Origin of the sequence: Christiangramia echinicola DSM 19838, from assembly GCF_000423065.1 — a bacterium.
Lineage (GTDB): Bacteria > Bacteroidota > Bacteroidia > Flavobacteriales > Flavobacteriaceae > Christiangramia > Christiangramia echinicola.
Genome location: NZ_AUHG01000011.1, coordinates 443,968 through 467,083, shown reverse-complemented (window position 1 = coordinate 467,083; position 23,116 = coordinate 443,968). Strand labels below are relative to the sequence as shown.

Genomic DNA, 23,116 nt, shown 5'->3' with positions numbered 1-23,116 from the left:
ATTATACGAATGAACGATACTGAAATTCTTGATTTTATCTACGCCATTTTACCCGCCATTGTAATTGGGCTTTTGTCTTTTTATTTTTTTCATACTTATTTTAAAGGTGAGGAAAACCGAAGACGATTTTTGATACTTCGGGAAAATCAAAAAACAGCATTACCTATAAGATTGCAGGCATATGAAAGATTTGCCCTTTTCCTGGAAAGGATATCACCGGGTAAGATCTTATTCAGAGTAAAAGCAACTTCTGAAGATCTTGATATGTATTCAAATTTATTAATTGCAAGTATCGAGCAGGAATTTGAGCATAACATCGCTCAGCAAATTTATGTTAGTAATGAATGCTGGGATTATGTAAAAACAGCTAAAAATGCAACTATTAGCATGATTCGAAATGCTGCCGGAAAGGAAAGTGTCACTAATCCTGATGAACTTAGAGAGTTAATTCTGAAAAGTTTGATGGACAGGCAACCGCCAACAGATGCAGCTTTGAGTTATATCAAGAAAGAAGTTAAAAGCCTAACTTAAACCAGGAAGATTTAGCGGCCTTCTTTTCCATATCTTTTTTCTCGGCATATTCATAACCTTGCTGCCACCACTCGGTCATCGCTTTTTTATTGAAAACGAGCGAATTTTCTGTTAGTTTGGTTGGTGTATAAAAAATATTAAGTTTCACCTTTTTATTCATTGCCGCGAGCTTTCCTTCCACAATATCATGATATTCTACCTGGTCCAGTAAAAATCCAAATAGATTTACCATTAACGAAAATGGATTTTTACCAAGGATCTTGTTATACTCCATATTCTCTGCCTCTAGAATAATAGCATCAACTTCGGTGGCTCCTCTTTTAATAGCTTCCCGTATTGGAACTACACAGCCCAATCCTCCATCTGCATATTCAAATCCATCTTTCTCAGCCAGACTCATAAAAGGGATATAATTGCAACTAATCCAAATCCAGTCACAAAAATCATCATATTCAAATTCATGGATAGACTTATACTCCACCCTATTTTTGGAAAGGTTAGATACTGTAACTACTACATCCTTCACCTTACTTTTAAGCTCATTAAAATCCTGTCTGGAAAAGTTCTTTCTAATATTTCTTCGTAGCGCTTTACTTTCTCCAAAAGTTCTTCTAGATCTTATAAATTGCCATACGGTGTTCAAATAATTAATAGTTACATATTCCCGGCCATCTTTTTTCTTTACTACAAATGGGTTTACGCTAAAAATTTTGCGTTGATTCACATTTGTATAGATATCATAGACCTTCTGTATATTTCCAGCTGCCAGGTGCGGAATTAAAAGACTACCTGTAGAAGTCCCCAAGAACAGATCGTAGTTCTTCTTTTGTTCCTGGATAAGGTGTTGTGCTACACCACCGGCAAAAGCCCCTTTACTTCCTCCTCCAGATATTACCAATGCTCGCATTAAGGTTCAATTTGATTTAACTCTTCGTTTCTGTATTTCGCAAATTCATAACCACTCTCCCACCATGCTGTCATTTGCTCTTCATCAAAAATAAGAGAATTAGTGGTTAACACACTTGGGGTATAATAAAAATTAAGAATGGCATCCTTGTGAGATGCTGCAAATTTACCGATGGTAATATTTTGTTTTTCAATACGGTCTAACATGAAAGCAAAAAGATTCGTGATCAATGAAAATACATTTTTTGAGGGCATCCTGTTAAAATAGGTTACTTCTGTTTGTAAGATGATCGCGTCAATTTCAGTAGCTCCACGCTTAATCGCTTCCTCAATAGGCACCATAGAACCAAGTCCTCCATCGGCATACTCACAACCATTTTTCTTTACCAGGCTCATAAATGGTGTATAATTGCAAGAGATCCAGATCCATTCTATAAAATCTTCATATTCGTAATCCTTAATAGATTTATATTCTACTTCATTCAGCGAAATATTAGATACCGTAGTGACTATATCTTTTTTACCAGCTTTTAATTCTTCAAACTCCTCCCGGGTAAATGTTTTTTCAAGTAGTTTCTTTAAATTATAACTACTCCCAAAGGTTTTTTTGCCTTTCAGGAAATTTTTAAGAACATTAAAATGGTTGATAGTTATATTCTCATGCCCATGTTCTTTTTTGATCAAAAAGGGCCGACTACTAAATATGCTGGATTGGTTTACCGAGGTAAATACTTTTTTAACCTTTTCAGCTTTTTTAAGGGCCATATGCGAAATGAGAAGACTGCCTGTAGAAGTGCCGATAAATATATCGTAGTCTCTCTTGAGAACTTCAGTAAGATACTGGGCTACGCCACCTGCAAATGCGCCTTTACTCCCTCCTCCTGAAATTACTAATGCCCGCATATCATTCTGAAATTTTAGACCTCAAATACGTTGTTTCTTCGTCACTCATATTAGCAGAAATATCGATCAATTCTTTTCTATATTCCTCATTTTTCAGTAATTCTAATAGCAATTGTCTACAGTAGTTCCTAAAACTATAAGTATGATGCTGAGTTCCTTTTATAAGACTGCGTAAACTGCTATCGTTGAATGCTCCAAGTTGAAAAAGATAACTAAAAGCATTTTCTCGTATTTGAAATGGTTGCCATGCTTCAGCATAATCTGCAAGTTCCTGGTAATGTTTCTGGTTAAGTTCAGCCTCAAATCCTGGTGTGACCAGATTTAAAGTTAACCAAAGCATACGAATATTCTTGTTATAAAAACCATCCAGGTTTTGGGTTTGTTCGAGATATTCTGGTCGGTCATCAGGATACTGCTCCCAAAGTTTATAGAGCGCAGCTTCTATGGTTAAATAGGATTCATCTTTGAGAAGTGATTCAAATTCAGATTTAAGCCCTTCTGGAATTCTCTGCATTGTTAGAGCTATAGCTTGTCTTACGAAAACATTATTAGATTCAAACGCCTTTTTATACAATTCATTGGCTTGTTGAGACTGAAGTCCGGCAAGCTGGTGTACTACTTCCTGCCCTATATAATCGTTGACCGGGAACTGTAAGGCTTTTTCTAAATACTCATATTTCCGATCTAAAGAGGTGTCTCGTAAAGCAGCTATATTGAGATAGTTGGTTATAAACTCAGATCTTTTCAGGGATTCGAGAGACTGGTTTGCTTTAAAAGCAGATTGCTCCAACCAGTCTGTCTTAAACTGAGAAAGATCCTTACCAGATGAAGATTCAATTTCAGCAAGGAAATTATCTGTATTTACACTTTTATAACTGTATAATTCGAGGTAATTCTTTACACCCTCCTTAAAGGCTTCCTCACCTACCTTTTCTCTCAAAATATGCAAAGCCCAGGCTCCTTTTTGATAAAAAGTCAAAGAACTGGCCTTCGGGTTTAATAATGACTCCCCTTTTCCGGTATCACTAAGTTCTTTAAGAGTTTCAGCAGTTTCATATAATTTCCAGTAATAGTAATCTTCCCCGAAGATCTCTTTTTCTACCAGCAGGGCATAATATGTTGCAAAGCCTTCATGCAACCAATGGTGTTTTCCAGATTCCTCGGTCACTAAATTACCAAACCACTGATGGGCCAGCTCATGGGCATTTACATTAACATAATTCCTGTCTTTGAATCCAATAGAATCTGTAACGAACGAACTGGAAAATATGGTAGCACCGGTATTTTCCATTCCTCCGTAAAGAAAATCCAGTGCCGGCGCCTGACTGTAATTTTGCCAGGGATAAGGCAAACCGATCTCTTCTTCTAAAAAATCAAAGAGCTCTTTAGAATATCTATAAGTCGATTCAGCCTTTAGAGAATCATCGGGTTTGTAATAGAGTGAAATTTTATCACCAGACGTAGATTCTATATTATGTGAATTAAACTTCCCAGCCGCCAATGCCACAAGGTAGCTACTCATAGGCTTATCCATATCAAACTCCCAAAGTCTTATAGAATCATTAAGTCTTTTATTGGAAATTAAGGCACCATTCGAGACCAGTTGAAAATCTGCCGGAAACTCAAAACTAAGATCGAACTCGATCTTATCTTTCATATCGTCTAAACTTGGCAACCAGGTAGAAGTATATTTTCCCTGCCCCTGGGTCCACACCTGTTTTTTAGAGTCGTCAAGTTCCGGATATTCCCAATTGATAAAATACATTCCTGATTTTGGCTGAACTGTATAATTCAAATTCAGTTGATTTTTTTCTGAAGGAAGAAATTCAGACAGGATATAAATTCCATTTTCATTGCGTGAAAATTTAACAGGATCACCATTTAACATAACATCGGTAAACTGCATTTTTCGACCATCAATAAACAATGTATCCTGCTGAGCTAGTACTTCAAAATTAAAAGTAACCTCACCGATCACCATTTCCGTAGAAGGTAATATCCTCACATAGGCACTAATATTCTTGAAATCGAAATTTTCAGATTGAGAAAGACTTTTTTCCTGGGCCATTAAAAGTATCGACCAGAAACAGAAAAAGAAAACCAGGTTTTTTCGCATGTATTTAAGGGGAATAACTAATGCAAAATACAAATTTGAACGTTGAAACCATAAAATTTAAAGTTTAAACATCATCCAGCCCTGGCCAGTATATAAAAATCAAACTGTTTTAATATCTTCGTTTTTATGATCCAGAACCTGTTGCAAACCCCCATTGAGTATTTAAAAGGCGTAGGTCCCAACCGCGCCGAGGTACTCAAGAAGGAACTCAATATTAAGTCGTACAGGGATCTCATTAATTTCTTTCCGAACAGGTACATAGACAAGACCGGGTTCTATAAGATCAATCAATTACAAAGAAATTCATCTGATGTTCAGATCGTTGGGAAGATCGTTCATATGAGAATGGTGGAACAAAAAAGAGGGAAACGCCTGGTTGCAGATTTTGTGGACGATACCGGGAAAATGGAATTGATCTGGTTTCGGGGACATAAATGGATCAGGGAAAACTTAAAATTGAATACCCCTTATGTGATCTTCGGAAAAACGAATTGGTATAATGGCACTTTTAGTATGCCTCATCCTGAAATGGAATTAGTGACAGATTATAAAAAGAACCTGCGAACGGCTATGCAACCCGTATATCCTTCTACAGAAATGCTTTTGAAAAAAGGTATTACCAATCGGGTAATTATGAAGCTAATGCAGGAAGTGCTTCAGCAAACCGGATTAAAATTTTCAGAAAGTATATCGCCAGGCCATATCGAGGAGTTAAAACTTCTTTCTAAAGCCGAAGCCTTATTCAACATCCATTTCCCGAAAAACCAGGAATTACTAGCCAAAGCTCAATTCAGACTAAAATTTGAAGAGTTATTCTTTATTCAGCTACAGCTTATTAGAAGGAATATGCTGCACAAGCAGAAGATCAAAGGTTTCAATTTTGATCAGATTGGTGAATATTTCAATGATTTCTATCAGAATCATCTTCCTTTTGATCTTACAAATGCTCAAAAAAGAGTGATCAAAGAGATACGCAGCGATATGGGCAGTGGCGCTCAAATGAACAGGTTATTACAGGGAGATGTAGGATCAGGAAAAACAATAGTCGCATTAATGTCTATGCTTATTGCACTGGATAATGAATTTCAGGCTTGCCTTATGGCTCCAACCGAAATTCTTTCTATTCAGCATTATAATGGTTTAAAAGAATTATGTGAGAATCTGGATATTAGCATTTATTTGCTTACCGGCTCTACTAAGACTTCTAAAAGGAGAGAGATACATGAGAAACTTGAGAATGGAGAGATAAATATTCTTATAGGCACGCATGCACTTCTGGAAGACAAGGTGAAGTTTAAAAATCTTGGGCTGGCCGTGATCGATGAACAACACCGTTTTGGAGTGGCGCAAAGAGCCAAACTCTGGAAGAAAAATCATATTCCGCCTCATGTTCTGGTTATGACAGCTACTCCTATTCCCAGGACTCTTGCGATGAGTTTGTATGGAGATCTTGACATTTCGGTCATAGATGAATTACCACCGGGAAGAAAACCGGTTAAAACTGTGCATAGGTATGATAGCAACAGGCTCAAGGTATTTGCATTTATAAGAGACGAGATTAAAAAAGGAAGGCAGGTCTATGTGGTCTATCCACTTATCCAGGAATCAGAAAAAATGGACTATAAAGATCTTATGGATGGTTATGAAAGTATAGCTCGCGAATTTCCTGACGAACAGATCTCTATTGTTCACGGACAAATGAAGCCAGCAGATAAGGACTATGAAATGGACAGGTTTGTTCGCGCTGAAACCCAGATAATGGTCGCTACCACTGTCATTGAGGTTGGAGTAAATGTACCCAATGCCAGTGTAATGATCATTGAGAGTGCTGAAAGATTTGGTCTGTCCCAACTACACCAATTAAGAGGAAGAGTAGGCCGTGGAGCTGAACAGAGTTTTTGTATCCTGATGACCGGGCATAAACTTTCTAATGACAGCAAAACCAGGCTGGAAACTATGACTTCAACAAACGACGGTTTTGAGATCGCTGAAGTGGACCTCAAATTGAGGGGACCCGGTGACCTTATGGGAACTCAGCAAAGTGGAGTGCTTAACCTGAAAATTGCTGATATCGTAAAGGATAATTCCATACTCCAATCTGCCCGTTTTTACGCCTCTAAGATTCTTAAAGAGGATCCAAACCTTTCTGAAGATAAAAATCTGGTCATCAAAAATGCCTATTCCAGGCTGGTTAAGAACAATACCATCTGGAATTATATCAGCTAGCTAAAACACTTTCAGTCAGTAATATAAGTCCTACATCGTTGAAAGATATTCTTACATCGAAAAGTTGGATTAAAAAATAGGGGATATCCCCCATTTTCATAAATTCATCTTCCTAGTTTTTTAAAAACCAATTAATTATGAAGAAAATACTTTTCCCAATAATGCTAATTTTTGCATTTTATGGATGTAGCGTGGAATCACTAGAATCTAGTGAAGAAATTTTTACTGTTGATGCCAAAGGAAAAAATACTGTTCAGTCCGCAGATATTAATGAATTTGAGTATCCAACCGAAGATGTATGTGTAGATTCAGAAGCAACATTTACTTTTAACGTTCCCGTTGGTACAAATATTCAAATTCAGGAACTTATAAGTGGAGAATGGATACAGGTAACCCAGGATAATGGTACTACTACCAATCCTCAAATTTATACTATGAGTTGGAATGTACCAGGTGTACATTATTTTAGGTATAAAGCAGGCTCTGGAGGATTTACTGAAATTGCTCCTATTACGGTGGTTGACTGTTCTGAATGTGAAGAAAGTTTTAGCCATGAAACTAACCCGGACGGAAGTTATACATTTACATATATACCTGCTGATGACCTGGAAAATGCCGAAATTATATTCACTTTTGCTCAATCTGTAGTTACAAATTGGGTTGAAAGCAGTCATGAAACAGTATGGGATCATAGAGGAGTAACTGAACATGCCTTTTTAGATCTTGTTGCTTGTGAAACTTACCAATGGCAGGTTATTTTAGATAAAAATTGCAGTGGGAATTCTCCAAATAGTAATGTTTGGACAGACTTCAAAGTAAATGACGTCTCTAAAAAGACCGAAAATACTCCTAATCTTACTCAAAGCTGTAATTAATTAAGGTTAAACATTTTTATTTAAAGGGCTTCGGCCCTTTTTTTTATTTTTTGATTATCAGTCAGTTATAATTTTTATGTATCTTTAAGCTATCCGAAAAAAATAAATTACTTCCATGATTCCCGTCTTTATCAAAGATGAAAGGATAGTCATATTACACCCCAAATTTGATTGAACCTTATTTTATAAGAGGAATTTTGCAGTTTGAAACAACCAAATAATAACTATAAATCAATAACTATGGGTATTGTATTCCACAAATAAGATGATTAACATAAAGAATACCTGGTTACATACAAGGATATGAAAAAGAAGGATTAATATTTCTAACCAGCCTGAAAAAGGAGAAAGAAGCTTCTTTCTCCTTTTTTAAAATCACAAAAAAAAGTGATTTAAACTTATCGTTATCTAAATATTACTCCTTTAAAATTGAAAAATCTCCTACAGTTTAGCAATTTTAATTTCATTATTTGATATTTCAAAAAGTGCCCCGTTTAAAATTCGAACCAATTATTTAAATATTTATAAAAACGAAAATTATGGGTGCAATTATTAAACTTAGATGGAGTATTAGCTTATTATTAATATGTTTTACTACTTCCTTAATGGCTCAAAAAGGCGAGCAGGACATGACAGATAAACTTTATGAAGCCTATAAAGATAAAGGTGCGAAAGAAGCTCTGAAAGTTTATGAGAAGAACAATACAAATAAGGAATATGAAGGGATGGCTGAACCCTTAAATGTATTAGCTTACCGTTTAATGCAGGATGATAAGGATCTAAAAGCAGCAGAGGTTCTATTAAAAGCTCAAATTGAGGAGTATCCAAACGAAGCAAATCCTTACGATTCCTATTCAGATGTTTTACTGGAAATGGGTAAAAAAGAGGAAGCTAAAAAGCAAATTGAAAAATCCATGCAGCTAGCTTCTCAAAAGGATAATGAAGAAAACCAGTTGGTAATTCAGGCAGGGAAGGCAAAGATGGCCATGCTAGAAAACAAGGATAAGCAATTAAATTTCCTGGTAGGTAATTGGGAGAATGAAACCAAGACCTACCAAAACGGAGAGGAAGTTGATAGTTCTGTTAGTTCGAATAATGTAACCTTTGACTCCAGTGGCTCCATAATGATTGTAGATCATGATGATTCTGGGAAAGATCCATGCTGTAAGCGGGTTATGGTTTACAATCCTAACGAAGATGAATTTGATGTTTCTTATATGCGTAGAAACCAGCCTAACGGTATCTATAGCTCTAAAATGAAAGTTAAGGAAGTAGGCACAGATCATTTTGAATTAATGGAACAGTATACCAATGACGACAACGAAGAGGTGCAGGTTAAGCACGATATCGTTAAAAAGCCTAAAAATGTTGAGTGGACAACCTATGCATCTACAGATGGTAACTGGGAGAAGGTAAGGAGTATGACCTTAAAGAAAAAGGACTAAGTAATCGATATTTTTCGATCTATATAAAAGAGAGGTTTAATCACCTCTCTTTTTATTGTAATACAAACAGACAAAATTATTTTTGAGATTATGACAAAACCATTCGTAATACTATCTTTGCCAACTGAAAAAGATTATTCATGAAGATTTCCTATAACTGGCTGAAACAGTTCATTAAACTACCTGAAAACGCTGAAAAAACCGGCGAATTATTAACCGATCTTGGTCTTGAAGTAGAAGGTATCGCTAACTTTCAAAGTATAAAAGGCGGACTGGAAGGTATTGTGGTTGGCCACGTATTGAGTTGTGAACCTCATCCTAATGCAGACAGGCTTCAGCTTACCAAAATTAACCTTGGTAATGGTGAAGAGGTACAAATAGTTTGTGGAGCCCCAAATATTGGAGCAGGTCAGAAAATTCCCGTAGCAACAATTGGTACTGTACTTTATGATGAAAAAGGAGAATCCTGGGAGATCAAGAAAGGTAAGATTCGCGGGGAAGTTAGTTTTGGAATGATCTGTTCTGAGAAGGAACTTGGTTTAGGACAAAGCCACGAAGGTATCATGATCATGGATAATGAATTGGTCCCAGGAACGAAGGTAGCCGATATTTTTGAAGTTGAGAATGATGAAGTCTTCGAAATTGGTCTTACTCCTAACCGTGCAGATGCAATGAGCCATTGGGGAGTTGCAAGGGACCTGAAGGCTGGATACCAGCAACAGGGTCAGCAACTTGAACTTATCACACCTTCGGTAAGCAGTTTTCATGTTGATAATCGTAGTTTAAAAATTCAGATCAAGGTAGAAGAGTCTAACCTGGCGCCAAGATATTGCGGAGTTACTCTATCTGATGTAAAAGTTAGTGAATCTCCAAAATGGCTTCAGAATAGATTAAAAGCAATTGGTCTTACCCCAAAAAATAATATCGTTGATGCAACCAATTTTGTGATGCATGAGCTGGGACAACCTTTACATGCTTTTGATGCCGGAAAAATTGCCGGTAATGAGATAAATGTAAAAACTCTTAAGAAAGGAACTAAGTTTACTACACTTGATGACATAGAAAGAGAATTGCACGAGGAAGATCTTATGATCTGTGATGCTGAAAAACCTCTTTGTATAGCCGGAGTTTTTGGAGGAATTGGAAGTGGTGTGACTGATTCTACTACCAAGGTATTCCTGGAAAGCGCTTATTTTAATCCTGTAAGCGTTCGTAAAACAGCAAAAAGACATGCCATAAATACCGATGCTTCTTTCAGATTTGAAAGAGGAATCGATATTAACTCGGTAGAATATGCTTTAAAAAGAGCAGCGCTATTGATCAAGGAAATTTCTGGTGGAGAAATCACTAGTGATATAGATGATCTTTACTTTAAAAAGATCGAAGATTTCCAGGTTTTTCTAACCTTCAAGAAAGTAAATAAACTCATAGGTGAGAACCTGGAAGAAGAAACCATAAAATCTATTCTAGCCTCTCTGGAAATTCGTGTGAACAATGTTACCGAAACAGGAATGGGACTTACAATTCCTTCTTACCGTGTAGACGTTCAGCGAGAATCTGATGTGATCGAAGAGATCCTAAGAGTATATGGCTATAACAACATTAAGTTTGGAGATAAGCTTAGTCTTTCTGTAGCGAATTCTTCAAAATTTGAAGATTATAAGATCCAGAATCTAATTGCAGGACAACTAATTGGCCAGGGATTCTATGAGACGATGGCAAATTCTCTCACCTCAGCTAATTATAATAAGCTTAGCGAAGAACTTAAAGATGATTATCAGGTAGAGATGCTAAACCCATTGAGCCAGGATCTTTCAGTCCTTAGACAAACTATGCTTTTCTCTGGTCTGGAAGCGATTAGCTATAACATTAACAGGAAACGTAATAACATCAGGATCTTTGAATTCGGAAAAACTTACCATTCCTATGTTAGTGGAAGAGAGGAAAACAAGCATCTGAGTCTTTTTATAACTGGTGAAAAAACTGCAGAAAGCTGGAACAAGGCAGCTGGAAAAGGGAATTTCTTTTATCTGAAAGGTGTTATCAATTCAATATTTGAAAAACTAGGAATTAAAGATCTTAAAGTTAAATCTGGAAAGAGTGATCTATTTTCGGAAGGAATTTTATTAAGCTCTAAGAAAGCAAAGCTTGTTGAATTTGGTGTGGTTAAGAAATCTATTTTAAAGAAAATGGATATAGACCAGGAAGTGATCTATGCAGACTTTAATTGGGACGAAGTGATAGAAATGGCTAAGCAGCAAAAAACTAGCTTCACCTCTATTCCTAAATACCCGAGCGTGAGAAGAGATTTCGCGCTCTTACTGGACGAGTCTGTAACTTATGATGAAATAGAGCAGATTGCCAGACAAACAGAAAAGAAGGTGCTAACCAACATTAATCTTTTTGATGTTTACCAGGGTAAAAACCTACCTGAAGGTAAAAAAAGTTATGCGGTTAGTTTTATCTTTCAGGATGAACACAAGACCCTTACCGATAAACAGGTAGATAAAATGATGAATAAACTTCAGCATCGATTTGAAAAAGAGCTCAAAGCTGAATTGAGATAAACAAAAAAGCCGGGTGATATCACCCGGCTTTTTTATTTCAAATATTAATGACAGTTAAAACTGATCTTTAAATATCTCATCTATATATTCTCTAATTTCCCTATCTATTCTTTTAGTACCAATAGTTTCATTCGAAGTACCTCTCCATAAGATCTCATTGCTACGTCTGTCTATTAGATCAATAACAATAGATCTCTCACGGTATGGAACCTGATCTACTCTGGGACCGTTTAAACGTTGAATAGTAAAATAATTATCATACATTGCTTCCTGATAGTAAGGTCCTACATATAAGCCAGGACGATAGTACGCATAATTTGTATAGACGGGATTTGCATTCACTGCAACCTTTTCATCAAACATAGGATGATAATGTACTAATACATCTGGATTTCTTTTATCCATTATAAAACCATTCTCCTTCATATTAGCCTGTATAGTACTTACAATAACTTCCTGAATAGCGTCATTATCAAAATCACGGCTTATGATGGTATCCTTATTAGGTAAAAAAGCATACGATTCATAAGACTTTAATTTCTTATGATCATCCTTTGAAGTAGGTCCACTAGACCCGCAGGATGTAAGCAATATACTTACAAGAAAAAGGAAAGAACTTATTTTAATAATTTTCATAGCGATTGAATTTTTCATTTTTATCAAAGTAACCTGAATGTTTAGTCACTTCAAAAAACTGCCAGGTAATTTGACTTTTATTTAACTAGAAAAAGCGGCAAAAGGCCGCTTTTCATAAAATGTGTTTAAAAAACAAAACTATTTTGAAGGTAGCACCACCGTATCAATTACGTGGATAACTCCATTAGATTGATTCACATCTGCAATTGTAACGGTTGCTACGTTTCCACCAGCATCTTTCAATTTCACTTTATCACCGTCTAGCATAGCATATATTTCAGATCCATTAACGGTAGTAAAAGTTGCTTTTCCATTACCTTTCTTTATAGCAGCAACAATATCTGCAGCCTTATAATCTCCTGCAAGTACGTGGTATGTTAGAACAGACTGTAATTTCTTCTGATTTTCCTTCTTCAATAAGGTTTCTACAGTTCCAGCTGGTAAAGCTTCAAAAGCAGAATTTGTTGGAGCAAATACAGTGAAAGGACCTTCACTGGCAAGAACCTCAACTAGATCTGCAGCTTTTACTGCGGCAACTAAGGTTGTATGATCTTTAGAATTGATGGCGTTCTCAACAATATTTTTTGAAGGGTACATTTCTGCGCCACCTACCATTTTAGTTTCAGAATTACCGTTTTGAGCAATCGCATTTGTTCCAATAAAAAGGAACATACTTAATACAGTTAAAAGTCTTAGATTTTTCATAATTAAAAGTTTGATTATTTATATAGAAAATTACGAGGAAGGCCATTAGACGGTTTTAAAATTGGGCTCAATTAGTAAACAATTAACTTTTGTAGAGTTGTCTCCGGAAACTAAAAACACTGCTTTTGATAGTTTTTAGATTGTATTTCTAAGGTCAATTGTCTAATTTAGTGGAGTTAAAGAATAGAAAATGAAGCTGAAATTTCCCCGCACCAATATAGAACACCAATTACTTAAAGTTCGAAATAAAAAAACTACAGAAGACCAGATCCTGAACGAAGTGAATCTTATTCTGGCGGCTACCGAAAGAAAAGACGATCTGGTACTAAAGGAAATTCATCAGGGAAAAAGTATAAATAAAAACGAATTTGATCCTGAGCTTTTAGAGACCAACAGAATTTTTCATATTAATGACATCTATAGAATTTGTGTAGATTATCGTTTAAGATTCTTAGATTCTAAATTTTTCAAAGCTAAAATTCCTTACGAAGCATTGATGCAAATAAAAGCAATTGAAAGGGATCATGATACAACATTGAAAGGATTTAAAGTGGTGGCTCCATCTAAATTATTCAAATTAGAAAATGCCGATGATCCGCTTCTTTTTGCTCCTATCGGGAATGATTACTTCTATCTAATCCATAAATGGGGGAATGATCTACATCCTTTCAGGAAAATATTAATGTGGCCGTTCAAATCTCTTGAAAATTTTGTGTTGCTCCTTCTGGCTACCAGTTTTCTAACCGCGCTACTGATACCTGACGGACTTTTTTCCCAGCAACAAACCACGACCGAATTTTTTATGGTCTTCTTTTTTATTTTTAAGTGGTTTGCCGGGCTATCCATATTCTATGGTTTCAAAATGGGGAAAAATTTCAATACCGAGATCTGGAATAGTAAGTTCTACAACGCCTAGAAAGTTAATTTCCGACTAAAAAACTGAGAATACATCTTCCTAATTCGTAATTTAGAGTGATAAATTACAAATATGAGCGAAGAAGAAAATTATAAGAGGGTTTATACCGGTCCTGAAACCAATGTACAGTATCTCCAGGAGTTATTCGAGAAAGAGGGAATCCATTCCAGAGTTAGAAATGATTTCGATTCTGGTTTAAGAGCTGGGTTTGGCGGTGGTCTTCCAGGCCAGGTACTATTATTCGTCTGGGAAAACCAATATCAAAAAGCGGTAAAGATCGCCAGAGAAACCTTTCCCAAAGATTTCGAAAATGAATAACGAAGAAATAAGTACTCAGGAGGAAAAACCCAAAAGAAATATCTGGAACCTGGTTCTGGGTATAGTATTTATCGGGTATGGTAGTTTCAGACTATATCAAAAGATGCAAACTTCAGAGCCTGATTCTTTTGGACTGATTCTGGCCATAGGCTTTATTGCTTTTGGAATCTATGACCTCTGGAAATATTATAAAGGAGTATAAAAAAAGGCCCTCGAAAAAGGGCCTTTAAATTTTTACCATTTCATTATCACACTCCCCCAGGTAAACCCACTACCAAAAGCAGCGAGTACAACCACATCTCCTTCTTTCACCTTTCCTTCTTCCCAGGCTTCAGTTAAAGCGATTGGTATAGAAGCGGCCGTTGTATTACCGTATCTCTGAATATTATTATAAACCTGATCATCTTTCAACTTGAATTTCTGTTGAACAAATTGAGATATTCTAAGGTTTGCCTGGTGAGGAATAAGCATATCGATATCTGCTACCTCTAATCCATTTTCCTTTAAGCCTTCATTGATCACTTCAGAAAAACGTTGAATAGCATTTTTAAATACGAATTGTCCATTCATATATGGATAATATGGAATATCATCTCCCTGCGGATTCTCTGCAATGATCTCCGGAACCCAGTGATTTGTACTTGGTCCTTTTAAAGACAATTCTAATGCGTGTTTACCTTCAGAATGTAAATGAGTAGAAAGTATTCCCTGACCATTATGATCGCTTCGGGTTAATACTGCAGCTCCTGCGCCATCTCCAAAAATCACAGAAACCGAACGACCTCTGGTGGTAAAATCAAGACCTCCACTGTGATTCTCACTACCTATAACTAAAATATTCTCATACATTCCAGTTTTAATGAATTGATCTGCGACTGAAATTGCATAAACAAATCCACTACACTGGTTACGTACGTCTAATGCCGGACAGGTATCTATTTCAAGCATTTCCTGAACCTGCACGCCGCATCCAGGAAAATAATAATCTGGACTAAGGGTTGCGAAGACAATAAGATCTATATCATCTTTAGAGATCCCGGAACGTTCTATAGCAATTTTCGCTGCTTTAACCCCCATCGTGGCAGTTGTATTGCCATCCCCTTTCTTAATATGTCTACGTTCTTTGATCCCGGTACGCTCGGTGATCCATTCGTCATTAGTATCCATCTTTTTAGACAGATCATCATTCGTGACAACATTTTCCGGGACATATTTTCCTAATCCTGCAATTTTTGTTTGATACATGGACGATTTTTATGATATTAAAAATATTTCTTATTAAATTTAAGCAAATTGCTAAAAAACGGATGCGCAATATAAGAAACATTAACATTCCTTATATTGCTAGTTTCATTAAAATTTCAACTTAAAATTTATTTATGAACCGAATTATTTTGTGCCTTTCGGTGATATTCCTATTTGTCTCAGGAATGATCGCCCAGGAGAATTTAGATTATCAAAAACCACCGCAGGAAATCCTTGAACTTATAGATGTTCCATTGGCTCCCGCCACTATCATTGATAGTAATGCCGAAATGATGATCTTTCTTTATAGAGATCAATTTAAAAGCATTGCCGAGCTAAGCGAAAAGGAAATGAGATTGGGCGGACTAAGAATTAATCCTGTTACCAATATTAATAGCCGGGCCCGTTATTATAATGATCTAAAGGTAAAAACAATAGATGCTGAAAATGCTCAGGATATTAGTGGACTGCCGGAAGCTCCCAGACTAACAAATTTTAGCTGGTCACCAGATGAATCTATGATCGCCTTTACACATACTACTGAAACTGGAGTTGAACTTTGGGTTTTAGATATCAAAGCTGCCACTGCAAGAAAACTCACAGAAGGTAATTTAAATGCGAATATGGGGAGTACAATAAATTGGTTCAGAGATAATTCTGCCTTAATGGTTACAATGTTGCCAAAGGATAGAAAAGAATTAATAGATACAGAAACTTCAGTTCCAACGGGGCCAACCATATCTGTAAGCGATGGTAAGGAAGCTCAGAATAGAACCTATCAGGATCTTCTTAAAAACCCTAATGATGAGTATAATTTCGAACAACTCGCAAGATCTGAACTGGTTAAGGTTAGTTTAGATGGCACGCAAACCAGATGGATGGATGCGAAAATGTATAGCGATATTTCCTTCTCTCCAGATGGAAATTATGTGATGGTTACTAATATTAAAAAGCCATTTTCATACCTGGTACCCTATTACAGATTTCCCTCAGAAGTGAATATTTATGATGCTTCAGGAAACCTGGTTAGCATGATAAATGAAGTTCCATTGATCGAAGATCTGCCAAAAGGTTTTATGGCAGAACGTGAAGGTAAGAGAAATTTCGAATGGCGCTCAGATAAGCCGGCGAGCATGGTGTATACTATGGCCCTTGATAAAGGTGATCCTGAGGTTGAAGCCGATTACAGGGATGAATTTTTTCAATTAGAAGCTCCATTTAAAGGTGATGGTACTTCCTTACTTAAGGTAAAAAATCGTGGTAGCAGAATTCTTTGGGGAAATGACGAAATTGCTGTTGCAACCGACTACTGGTGGAATGACAGGAATACAAAGACCTATGTTTTTAATCCTTCAGATAATTCAGAAGAACCTGAGATCATCTTTGACAGAAACTATCAGGATGTGTATAGTGACCCGGGGAATTTCGTAACCAGGAAAAATGATTTTGGCAGGTATGTATTAAAATTAGATAATGAAAATGCATTTCTAATGGGATCTGGATATACAGAAGAAGGCCAATTCCCTTTTATAGACCAAATAGATCTGGAAGATGGTGATACTAGAAGACTCTATCAATCTAAATTGAAAGATAAAAAAGAGACTCTTGTTGAAGCACTGAATATTGAAAAAGGAGAGATCCTGGTAAGAATAGAATCTTCAACAGAATATCCAAATTACTTTATACGCGACATTGATTCTGAGGATGACCTAAACCAGATCACTTCCTTTGAAAATCCATTTAAAAGCCTGGAAGAAGTTAGTAAAGAGGTGATCACTTATAAAAGAGATGATGGCTTAGAATTGAACGCCACGCTTTATCTGCCGGCCGGATATGATACTGAAAATCCGGAGAAACTTCCAATGTTCATGTGGGCTTACCCTCGAGAATTTAAGGACAAGAATTCTGCTTCTCAAAATACTTCAAATGCAAATGATTTTACCTATCCATATTACGGATCTCCTATTTACTGGGTGAACCGAGGGTATGTAGTACTGGATGATGCGTCATTCCCAATCGTTGGTGAAGACGAAGAAGAACCAAACAATACCTTTAGAAAGCAACTGGTTGCTAATGCAAAGGCTGCGATAGATGCCGTTGATGAAATGGGTTATGTAGATAGAAATCGTGTAGCTGTTGGCGGTCATAGTTATGGTGCATTTATGACGGCAAACCTTCTATCTCATTCAGACCTTTTTGCTGCGGGAATTGCACGTAGCGGTGCCTACAACAGGACACTTACTCCGTTTGGTTTCCAAAGTGAAGAAAGAAGTTACTGGGAAGCGCCAGAGGTATATAATACCATGTCTCCATTTATGCATACAGATAAGATGAAGACTCCGCTCCTTCTTATTCATGGGGAGGCAGATAATAACTCTGGAACTTATCCTATGCAAAGTGAGCGTTACTTTAATGCTTTGAAAGGCCTCGGAGCAACTGCCAGATTGGTAATGCTTCCAAAAGAAAGTCATGGCTACAGCGCAAAAGAATCTGTGCTACATGTATTGTGGGAACAGGATCAATGGTTAGAAAAATATGTAAAGAATAGTAAGAACGAAGAAGAGGTCGAAGATAATTCTAAGGATGCTCCTGGAAACTAATCAATAATCTATATAAAAATAATATCCCCGGCATTTACCGGGGATTTTGCTTTAAATAAGGAAGCGCAACCGATTTGGATCGACCACGCTTCCTATCAACCTAACCAATAAATCAACCATTAGAGATACACTCTAAAATTTTGAATATCTACTTTCGCTTTAAGATCATGTAATAGATTGTAGAGGCCAAAAAAGGTCCTACTCATATAGAGAAAGTGTCTACTTCCCCTATTTCCGTTCATTCTTCGTAATTCAGGGTCTTTAGAATATTTTTCACTTAATTCAGTAAGATGCTTCCAGAATTTCTCGTCTGTAAAATCAAATCTTTCAGATTGATATGGGGTAGAAAACATCGTAAACATCTCATGAAACATTGCCGAAAAGAATTCTTTTTCTTTTTCAGAATCTTTTTTATTCAGAATTTCCAGCTCATAGAGCTTATCATAAAAGAATTCCTTATTGTTTAAATTTTCTCTATCTGTCAACGAGAAATATGGCTCGTAAAAATCTTCGGGAATCTGTTTAATACAACCGAAATCTATCGCAATTAGATTATTTTCTTTATCTACCAGGAAATTTCCAGGATGAGGATCTGCATGTACCTGTTTTAAACAATGGATCTGGAACATATAAAAATCCCACAAGGCCTGCCCTACTTTATTAGCCAGTTCTTCATCCTCATTTTGCTTCGCGAACTCACTTAAATGAATTCCCTCCATCCAATCCATAGAAATTATACGCTCACTTGAGAGATCTTCGTAATACTTCGGAAATCTAAGATTTGGAATATGTGCGCAAGCTTCAGAAATTTCCTTACTCTGTTTTACCTCCAGTATATAATCTGTTTCCTCTAATAACTTCCCTTCGACTTCCTTGAAATACTTTTCAGAATCTTTCGCCTGTAGATTGAACATTTTCAAAGCTATAGGTTTTACCATAGCAAGATCTGAACTGATACTGTCTGCAACCCCCGGATATTGGATTTTCACAGCAAGTTTTCTCCCTTCTTTTGTGGCCTTATGCACCTGTCCGATGCTAGCCGCATTTACCGATTGGGTTGCAAACGTATCATACAGTTCTTCAGGATATGCTCCGTTATATTTTTTAAATGTTTTTCTTACAAGTGGTGCCGACAGTGGGGGAACACTAAATTGTGCGAGACTAAATTTCTCTACGTAAGCTCCAGGTAAGAGGTTCTTTTCCATAGAAAGCATTTGAGCTACTTTCAACGCACTACCTTTCAGGCTTTTTAGACCATCATAAATATCTGTAGCATTATCTTCATCAAGCTCATCTCTTGTTAGCTCAGGATTAAAGGCTTTTTTACCGTAATACTTCAAGTAATTCCCACCAATTTTCACTCCGGTAGAAACCAGTTTTCCGGTTCTGCCTATTTTTCCCGTTGGTATTTTATCTATGGTTTTCATCTTTCTTTTTTTAGGCTTAAGCCATCCTTTCTTTCCACAGAAATTTTCCCAGATCCACTACTCTTTCTAAAGGAGTATTATCAAAAAGATCAAATACCGTGTTTACCGATTTCTCTATTGCTATATCTGTACTTTCAAATGCCGGAGAATTATCATCCATCCAGAATTTCAGGAGAAATAAGAATTGTACCCATACTCCTTCTGAAAAGATCATTTCATTTTGTTGAAATAATTTCATAGACTTTTCACTATTCCTGTCCTGTATTAAGGTCTTAGCATAGGACCTGATCCTCTTCCTTAAATTTTTCAACTGGTCTAAGCCTTTCAAAGATTGACCGTGCTCGTTAAGAGCATATAAAACGTAACTTCTGTTCGCAGTTAGAACTTCGAAAAAGGTGTAGAAAAATGTAAGCAGCTTTTCTCTATTTTCGAAAGAAGCATATTCATTAGATTTTTCCATAACGGTCATGCTATTCTCAAAAAATCTATCCCATATTGCCTTTCTCAATCCTTCGAAACTGCCAAAGTACTGATAGAAATCCTGCTCGGTCATATCATTCTCCTTAGCGAACTTATAAATGCTCTTTGGAGTTTTTTCATGCTCAAGAACGTAATCCATATATATAGCAATAAGCTTATCTGCATCTGGTTTCTTCTTCACTTTACTATTTTCTGTCTTCTTTGCCATAACTTTTAATTCTGATATAAATTTACAACTTTGTTTATGTTTTCAAGCAAAACTTTAAACAAAATATTGTTAAATATTTCCCTGCCTTCCAAACGACTGAATTTTAGACGGACTAAGAAAGGATTCATTACAAACCGTGTCAGTTTGACAGCAAATCACTAATGGTATTTTTTTTGAAAACAGAAGAGGGAATCAAAATTTAAAATAATAAATATGGCAACCGGAAAAATAAATGTATCTGTTGAAAACATTTTTCCGCTCATCAAGAAGTTTTTATACAGTGATCATGAAATCTTTTTGAGGGAGCTTATATCAAATGCAACCGATGCTACTCTTAAATTAAAACACCTTAGCAGTCTTGGCGAAGCCAACGTAGACTACGGTAATCCAGTTATTGAGGTAAAAGTCGACAAAGAGAACAAGACACTTCATATTACCGACCAGGGTATTGGGATGACCAAAGAAGAAGTTGAAAAGTACATTAATGAAGTAGCTTTCTCTGGCGCTGAAGAGTTTTTACATAAATATAAGGACTCCGCCAAAGACAGTGGAATAATCGGCCATTTTGGCCTTGGATTCTATTCTGCCTTTATGGTGGCTAATAAAGTTGAGATTCGTACAAAATCTCATACAGATGCTCCGACAGCACATTGGGTATGTGAAGGTACTACCGAGTTTACCCTGGAAGATGGAGATAAAAAAGAACATGGTACAGAGATCATACTTCATATAAATGAAGATGACAATGAATTCCTTGAAGAGAATCGTATTCAGGAATTATTGGTGAAGTATAACAAATTCATGCCTATCCCTATCAAATTCGGGACTAAGGAAGAAACGCTTCCTCTACCAGAAGATGCAAAGGAAGATGCAAAGCCAGAAACTCAAACCGTTGATAATATCATCAACAACCCGGAACCAGCGTGGACTAAGCAACCTACAGATCTTGAGGAGAAGGATTATAATGATTTCTATAGAGAATTGTATCCTATGCAATTCGAGGAGCCATTATTCCATATACACCTAAATGTGGATTATCCTTTCAACTTAACTGGGATTCTATATTTCCCGAGAATGGCTCAGGATATGAACATTCAGAAGGATAAAATTCAGCTTTATCAAAACCAGGTATTTGTTACTGATAATGTAGAAGGTATTGTTCCTGAGTTTTTAACTATGCTTAGAGGTGTTATAGATTCACCAGACATTCCTTTGAATGTTTCGAGATCCTACCTTCAGGCTGATGGTGCTGTGAAAAAGATCTCCAGCTACATATCCAGAAAGGTGGCCGATAAGTTAAAGAGTCTTTTCAATAACAACAGAGAAGATTTTGAAAAGAAATGGAACGATATTAAGATCGTTATCGAATATGGAATGCTAACCGAAGATAAATTCTTTGAGAAAGCTGACAAATTCGCTCTCTATCCGACTACTGAAGGCGACTACTACACCTATGAAGAGCTAGAGAAGGCTATTAAGGATACGCAAACCGATAAAGACGGTAATCTGGTGATCCTATATGCTTCTAATGAAAATGAACAGCATAGTTATATTGAGGCAGCTAAGGACAAAGGTTATAAAGTACTGCTTCTGGATTCACCAATCATTTCTCACCTGCTTCAAAAGCTTGAAACTTCAAAGGAAAAGATCTCATTTGTACGTGTAGATTCAGATCACGTAGATAATCTTATCAAGAAAGATGAAGAGAAGATCTCTAAACTTTCTGATGAAGAAAAAGAACAACTTAAAGGTGATTTTGAAAAGGTGATCCCTTCGGAAAAATATACTATTCAGATGGAAGCGATGGACAGCACTTCTGCGCCATTGATAATCACGCAGCCGGAATTTATGCGTAGAATGAAAGAAATGCAGCAAACCGGTGGCGGCGGTATGTTTGGGATGGGTAATATGCCAGAGATGTATAACCTGGTAGTAAATACAAATCACGATCTTATCAATACGATCTTGAATACCAAAACTGAGAAAAAACAACAGCGTTTAATAAAACAATCTTTAGACCTGGCTAGACTTTCTCAGAATCTTCTTAAAGGTGAGGAATTAACAGCCTTTATCAAGAGAAGTTTTGATATGGTAAAATAATTGAATTTCCATAATTAAAATTTGACCGCTTCCTCATTGGGAAGCGGTTTTTTATTGTAACCATTAATATTTGTACTTTTAAAAAAATCCCTGCTATGAAAAAATTGAGTTTATTATTCGCATTTCTCTTATTGATTTCCTGCAAACAGAATACCTCTGAAGAGAAAATTCCTGTAGAACCGGACAATGGAATTGGAGATGGTGCTACTCCCCCTCCTGTCTTTTCATTTTCAGAAAATATAGAAGAAGCGCACAACAAGACGGCCTTTATGAATAAAGAGGCTATTTCTTTTGATATAAACCTGAAGTTTGGAGGGAAAACCAGACTGGATGGGAAAGTAAGTATGATTACGAACTCATCTAAGGTAAGAGTCGATAAATCTGACGGAACATCTATAATTTACGACGGCAAAGAAGTTTTTATAACTCCAGAAACAGCCAGTAATGATGGGGCCAGATTTGACATTTTTACCTGGCAGTATTTTTTTGCTATGCCATTTAAACTAACAGATCCTGGTACAGTTTGGAAAAAAGAAAAAAACCGTATCCTGGACAGTATTCAATATGAAACCGCCAGGCTAAGTTTTGAATCCAATGTTGGTGACTCTCCAGATGACTGGTATGTTGTATATAAAGATACTGAGACTAATAGGTTGAAAGCGGCGGCATATATTGTCACTTTTGGTAAAGAACGCGATAAAGCAGAAGAAGACCCACACGCTATAGTTTACTCTGATTATAAGAATTTCGAGAATGTTGATCTGGCTACAACCTGGTCTTTCCATAACTGGAATGAAAAAGAAGGTTTTGGAGATAAGCTGGGAGAAGCTACCTTAACTAATTTCGAATTCTTCGAGCCAGAAGATGGATATTTTGAAGCTCCGAAAACGTCCAAAATAGTAAAGAAGTAAG

Annotated in this window: 19 protein-coding genes; 11 read left to right on the top strand and 8 right to left on the bottom strand. The window is 36.4% G+C overall.

Annotated elements, in window-relative coordinates; genetic code table 11:
• The first annotated feature begins 9 nt into the window (after positions 1–9).
• Positions 10–531: a DUF7935 family protein gene (locus G530_RS0107260; RefSeq protein WP_026933893.1), complete on the top strand. Its 522-nt coding sequence runs from the start codon at positions 10–12 to the stop codon at positions 529–531.
• Here G530_RS0107260 and G530_RS0107255 read toward each other — a convergent pair.
• Genes G530_RS0107255 through G530_RS0107245 form a run of 3 tightly spaced genes read right to left on the bottom strand, consistent with a single transcriptional unit; the run spans position 515 to position 4,456 of the window.
• The gene (locus G530_RS0107255; protein WP_026933892.1) at positions 515–1,438 is read right to left on the bottom strand and encodes a patatin-like phospholipase family protein; all 924 of its coding nucleotides are present in this window, start codon (positions 1,436–1,438) and stop codon (positions 515–517) included. The genes G530_RS0107260 and G530_RS0107255 overlap by 17 nt on opposite strands.
• Positions 1,438–2,340, bottom strand: coding sequence for a patatin-like phospholipase family protein (locus tag G530_RS0107250; RefSeq protein WP_026933891.1), 903 nt, complete (start codon positions 2,338–2,340; stop codon positions 1,438–1,440). The genes G530_RS0107255 and G530_RS0107250 overlap by 1 nt, the downstream gene beginning before the upstream one ends.
• A gap of 1 nt (position 2,341) precedes the next feature.
• A complete protein-coding gene (locus G530_RS0107245) occupies positions 2,342–4,456 on the bottom strand; it encodes a M1 family metallopeptidase (protein WP_035715996.1) in 2,115 nt (704 codons plus the stop codon).
• A gap of 126 nt (positions 4,457–4,582) precedes the next feature.
• On the opposite strand from G530_RS0107245, the gene recG reads away from it, so the two are divergent.
• From recG to pheT, 4 genes are all read left to right on the top strand, one after another.
• Positions 4,583–6,682 (top strand): ATP-dependent DNA helicase RecG, encoded by a 2,100-nt coding sequence (gene recG / locus G530_RS0107240; RefSeq protein WP_026933889.1) that lies wholly within the window; start codon positions 4,583–4,585, stop codon positions 6,680–6,682.
• Between the two features lie 137 nt (positions 6,683–6,819).
• Positions 6,820–7,557, top strand: coding sequence for a hypothetical protein (locus G530_RS17295; protein ID WP_156888605.1), 738 nt, complete (start codon positions 6,820–6,822; stop codon positions 7,555–7,557).
• Positions 7,558–8,096: 539 nt separating this feature from the next.
• Positions 8,097–9,002 carry a tetratricopeptide repeat protein gene (locus G530_RS0107230; RefSeq protein ID WP_026933887.1) on the top strand — a complete coding sequence of 302 codons (906 nt, stop codon included), beginning with the start codon at positions 8,097–8,099 and terminating at the stop codon, positions 9,000–9,002.
• Positions 9,003–9,142: 140 nt separating this feature from the next.
• Entirely contained in the window at positions 9,143–11,569 is a 2,427-nt protein-coding gene (gene pheT, locus G530_RS0107225; protein ID WP_026933886.1) for a phenylalanine--tRNA ligase subunit beta, read from the top strand.
• Between the two features lie 54 nt (positions 11,570–11,623).
• Here the strand turns inward: pheT and G530_RS0107220 are convergent, their stop codons facing one another.
• The gene (locus tag G530_RS0107220; protein WP_026933885.1) at positions 11,624–12,205 is read right to left on the bottom strand and encodes a DUF4136 domain-containing protein; all 582 of its coding nucleotides are present in this window, start codon (positions 12,203–12,205) and stop codon (positions 11,624–11,626) included.
• 138 nt (positions 12,206–12,343) lie between these two features.
• Positions 12,344–12,910 carry a fasciclin domain-containing protein gene (locus G530_RS0107215; RefSeq protein ID WP_026933884.1) on the bottom strand — a complete coding sequence of 189 codons (567 nt, stop codon included), beginning with the start codon at positions 12,908–12,910 and terminating at the stop codon, positions 12,344–12,346.
• 190 nt (positions 12,911–13,100) lie between these two features.
• On the opposite strand from G530_RS0107215, the gene G530_RS0107210 reads away from it, so the two are divergent.
• From G530_RS0107210 to G530_RS0107200, 3 genes are all read left to right on the top strand, one after another.
• A complete protein-coding gene (locus G530_RS0107210; RefSeq protein ID WP_026933883.1) occupies positions 13,101–13,826 on the top strand; it encodes a hypothetical protein in 726 nt (241 codons plus the stop codon).
• Between the two features lie 72 nt (positions 13,827–13,898).
• Positions 13,899–14,144, top strand: a complete 246-nt coding sequence (locus tag G530_RS0107205) for a putative signal transducing protein (RefSeq protein WP_026933882.1) — start codon at positions 13,899–13,901, stop codon at positions 14,142–14,144.
• Entirely contained in the window at positions 14,137–14,346 is a 210-nt protein-coding gene (locus tag G530_RS0107200) for a hypothetical protein (protein WP_035715992.1), read from the top strand. Before G530_RS0107205 ends, G530_RS0107200 begins: the two co-directional genes overlap by 8 nt.
• Positions 14,347–14,378: 32 nt before the next feature.
• Here G530_RS0107200 and G530_RS0107195 read toward each other — a convergent pair whose 3' ends face one another.
• On the bottom strand, positions 14,379–15,389 hold the full coding sequence (locus G530_RS0107195) for a 3-oxoacyl-ACP synthase III family protein (protein ID WP_026933880.1): 1,011 nt from the start codon (positions 15,387–15,389) through the stop codon (positions 14,379–14,381).
• Between the two features lie 134 nt (positions 15,390–15,523).
• Between G530_RS0107195 and G530_RS0107190 the strand changes: the two genes are divergently transcribed.
• Positions 15,524–17,989 carry a S9 family peptidase gene (locus G530_RS0107190; protein WP_026933879.1) on the top strand — a complete coding sequence of 822 codons (2,466 nt, stop codon included), beginning with the start codon at positions 15,524–15,526 and terminating at the stop codon, positions 17,987–17,989.
• A 119-nt stretch (positions 17,990–18,108) separates the two neighbouring features.
• On the opposite strand, the gene G530_RS0107185 is transcribed toward G530_RS0107190, so the two are convergent.
• Complete coding sequence (locus G530_RS0107185) at positions 18,109–19,416, bottom strand: ABC1 kinase family protein (RefSeq protein WP_026933878.1); 1,308 nt, start codon at positions 19,414–19,416, stop codon at positions 18,109–18,111.
• 16 nt (positions 19,417–19,432) lie between these two features.
• The gene (locus tag G530_RS0107180) at positions 19,433–20,104 is read right to left on the bottom strand and encodes a TetR/AcrR family transcriptional regulator (protein WP_026933877.1); all 672 of its coding nucleotides are present in this window, start codon (positions 20,102–20,104) and stop codon (positions 19,433–19,435) included.
• Between the two features lie 213 nt (positions 20,105–20,317).
• Between G530_RS0107180 and htpG the strand changes: the two genes are divergently transcribed.
• Positions 20,318–22,204, top strand: coding sequence for a molecular chaperone HtpG (gene htpG, locus G530_RS0107175; protein WP_026933876.1), 1,887 nt, complete (start codon positions 20,318–20,320; stop codon positions 22,202–22,204).
• Positions 22,205–22,299: 95 nt separating this feature from the next.
• A complete protein-coding gene (locus G530_RS0107170) occupies positions 22,300–23,115 on the top strand; it encodes a DUF6503 family protein (RefSeq protein WP_026933875.1) in 816 nt (271 codons plus the stop codon).
• Position 23,116 lies beyond the last annotated feature (1 nt).

Excerpts from the sequence above, each read along its gene's own strand:
- G530_RS0107260 (WP_026933893.1), top strand. The coding sequence starts at position 10 with ATGAACGATACTGAAATTCTTGATTTTATCTACGCCATTTTACCCGCC.
- G530_RS0107255 (WP_026933892.1), bottom strand. The coding sequence starts at position 1,438 with ATGCGAGCATTGGTAATATCTGGAGGAGGAAGTAAAGGGGCTTTTGCC.
- G530_RS0107250 (WP_026933891.1), bottom strand. The coding sequence starts at position 2,340 with ATGCGGGCATTAGTAATTTCAGGAGGAGGGAGTAAAGGCGCATTTGCA.
- G530_RS0107245 (WP_035715996.1), bottom strand. The coding sequence starts at position 4,456 with ATGCGAAAAAACCTGGTTTTCTTTTTCTGTTTCTGGTCGATACTTTTA.
- recG (WP_026933889.1), top strand. The coding sequence starts at position 4,583 with ATGATCCAGAACCTGTTGCAAACCCCCATTGAGTATTTAAAAGGCGTA.
- G530_RS17295 (WP_156888605.1), top strand. The coding sequence starts at position 6,820 with ATGAAGAAAATACTTTTCCCAATAATGCTAATTTTTGCATTTTATGGA.
- G530_RS0107230 (WP_026933887.1), top strand. The coding sequence starts at position 8,097 with ATGGGTGCAATTATTAAACTTAGATGGAGTATTAGCTTATTATTAATA.
- pheT (WP_026933886.1), top strand. The coding sequence starts at position 9,143 with ATGAAGATTTCCTATAACTGGCTGAAACAGTTCATTAAACTACCTGAA.
- G530_RS0107220 (WP_026933885.1), bottom strand. The coding sequence starts at position 12,205 with ATGAAAATTATTAAAATAAGTTCTTTCCTTTTTCTTGTAAGTATATTG.
- G530_RS0107215 (WP_026933884.1), bottom strand. The coding sequence starts at position 12,910 with ATGAAAAATCTAAGACTTTTAACTGTATTAAGTATGTTCCTTTTTATT.
- G530_RS0107210 (WP_026933883.1), top strand. The coding sequence starts at position 13,101 with ATGAAGCTGAAATTTCCCCGCACCAATATAGAACACCAATTACTTAAA.
- G530_RS0107205 (WP_026933882.1), top strand. The coding sequence starts at position 13,899 with ATGAGCGAAGAAGAAAATTATAAGAGGGTTTATACCGGTCCTGAAACC.
- G530_RS0107200 (WP_035715992.1), top strand. The coding sequence starts at position 14,137 with ATGAATAACGAAGAAATAAGTACTCAGGAGGAAAAACCCAAAAGAAAT.
- G530_RS0107195 (WP_026933880.1), bottom strand. The coding sequence starts at position 15,389 with ATGTATCAAACAAAAATTGCAGGATTAGGAAAATATGTCCCGGAAAAT.
- G530_RS0107190 (WP_026933879.1), top strand. The coding sequence starts at position 15,524 with ATGAACCGAATTATTTTGTGCCTTTCGGTGATATTCCTATTTGTCTCA.
- G530_RS0107185 (WP_026933878.1), bottom strand. The coding sequence starts at position 19,416 with ATGAAAACCATAGATAAAATACCAACGGGAAAAATAGGCAGAACCGGA.
- G530_RS0107180 (WP_026933877.1), bottom strand. The coding sequence starts at position 20,104 with ATGGCAAAGAAGACAGAAAATAGTAAAGTGAAGAAGAAACCAGATGCA.
- htpG (WP_026933876.1), top strand. The coding sequence starts at position 20,318 with ATGGCAACCGGAAAAATAAATGTATCTGTTGAAAACATTTTTCCGCTC.
- G530_RS0107170 (WP_026933875.1), top strand. The coding sequence starts at position 22,300 with ATGAAAAAATTGAGTTTATTATTCGCATTTCTCTTATTGATTTCCTGC.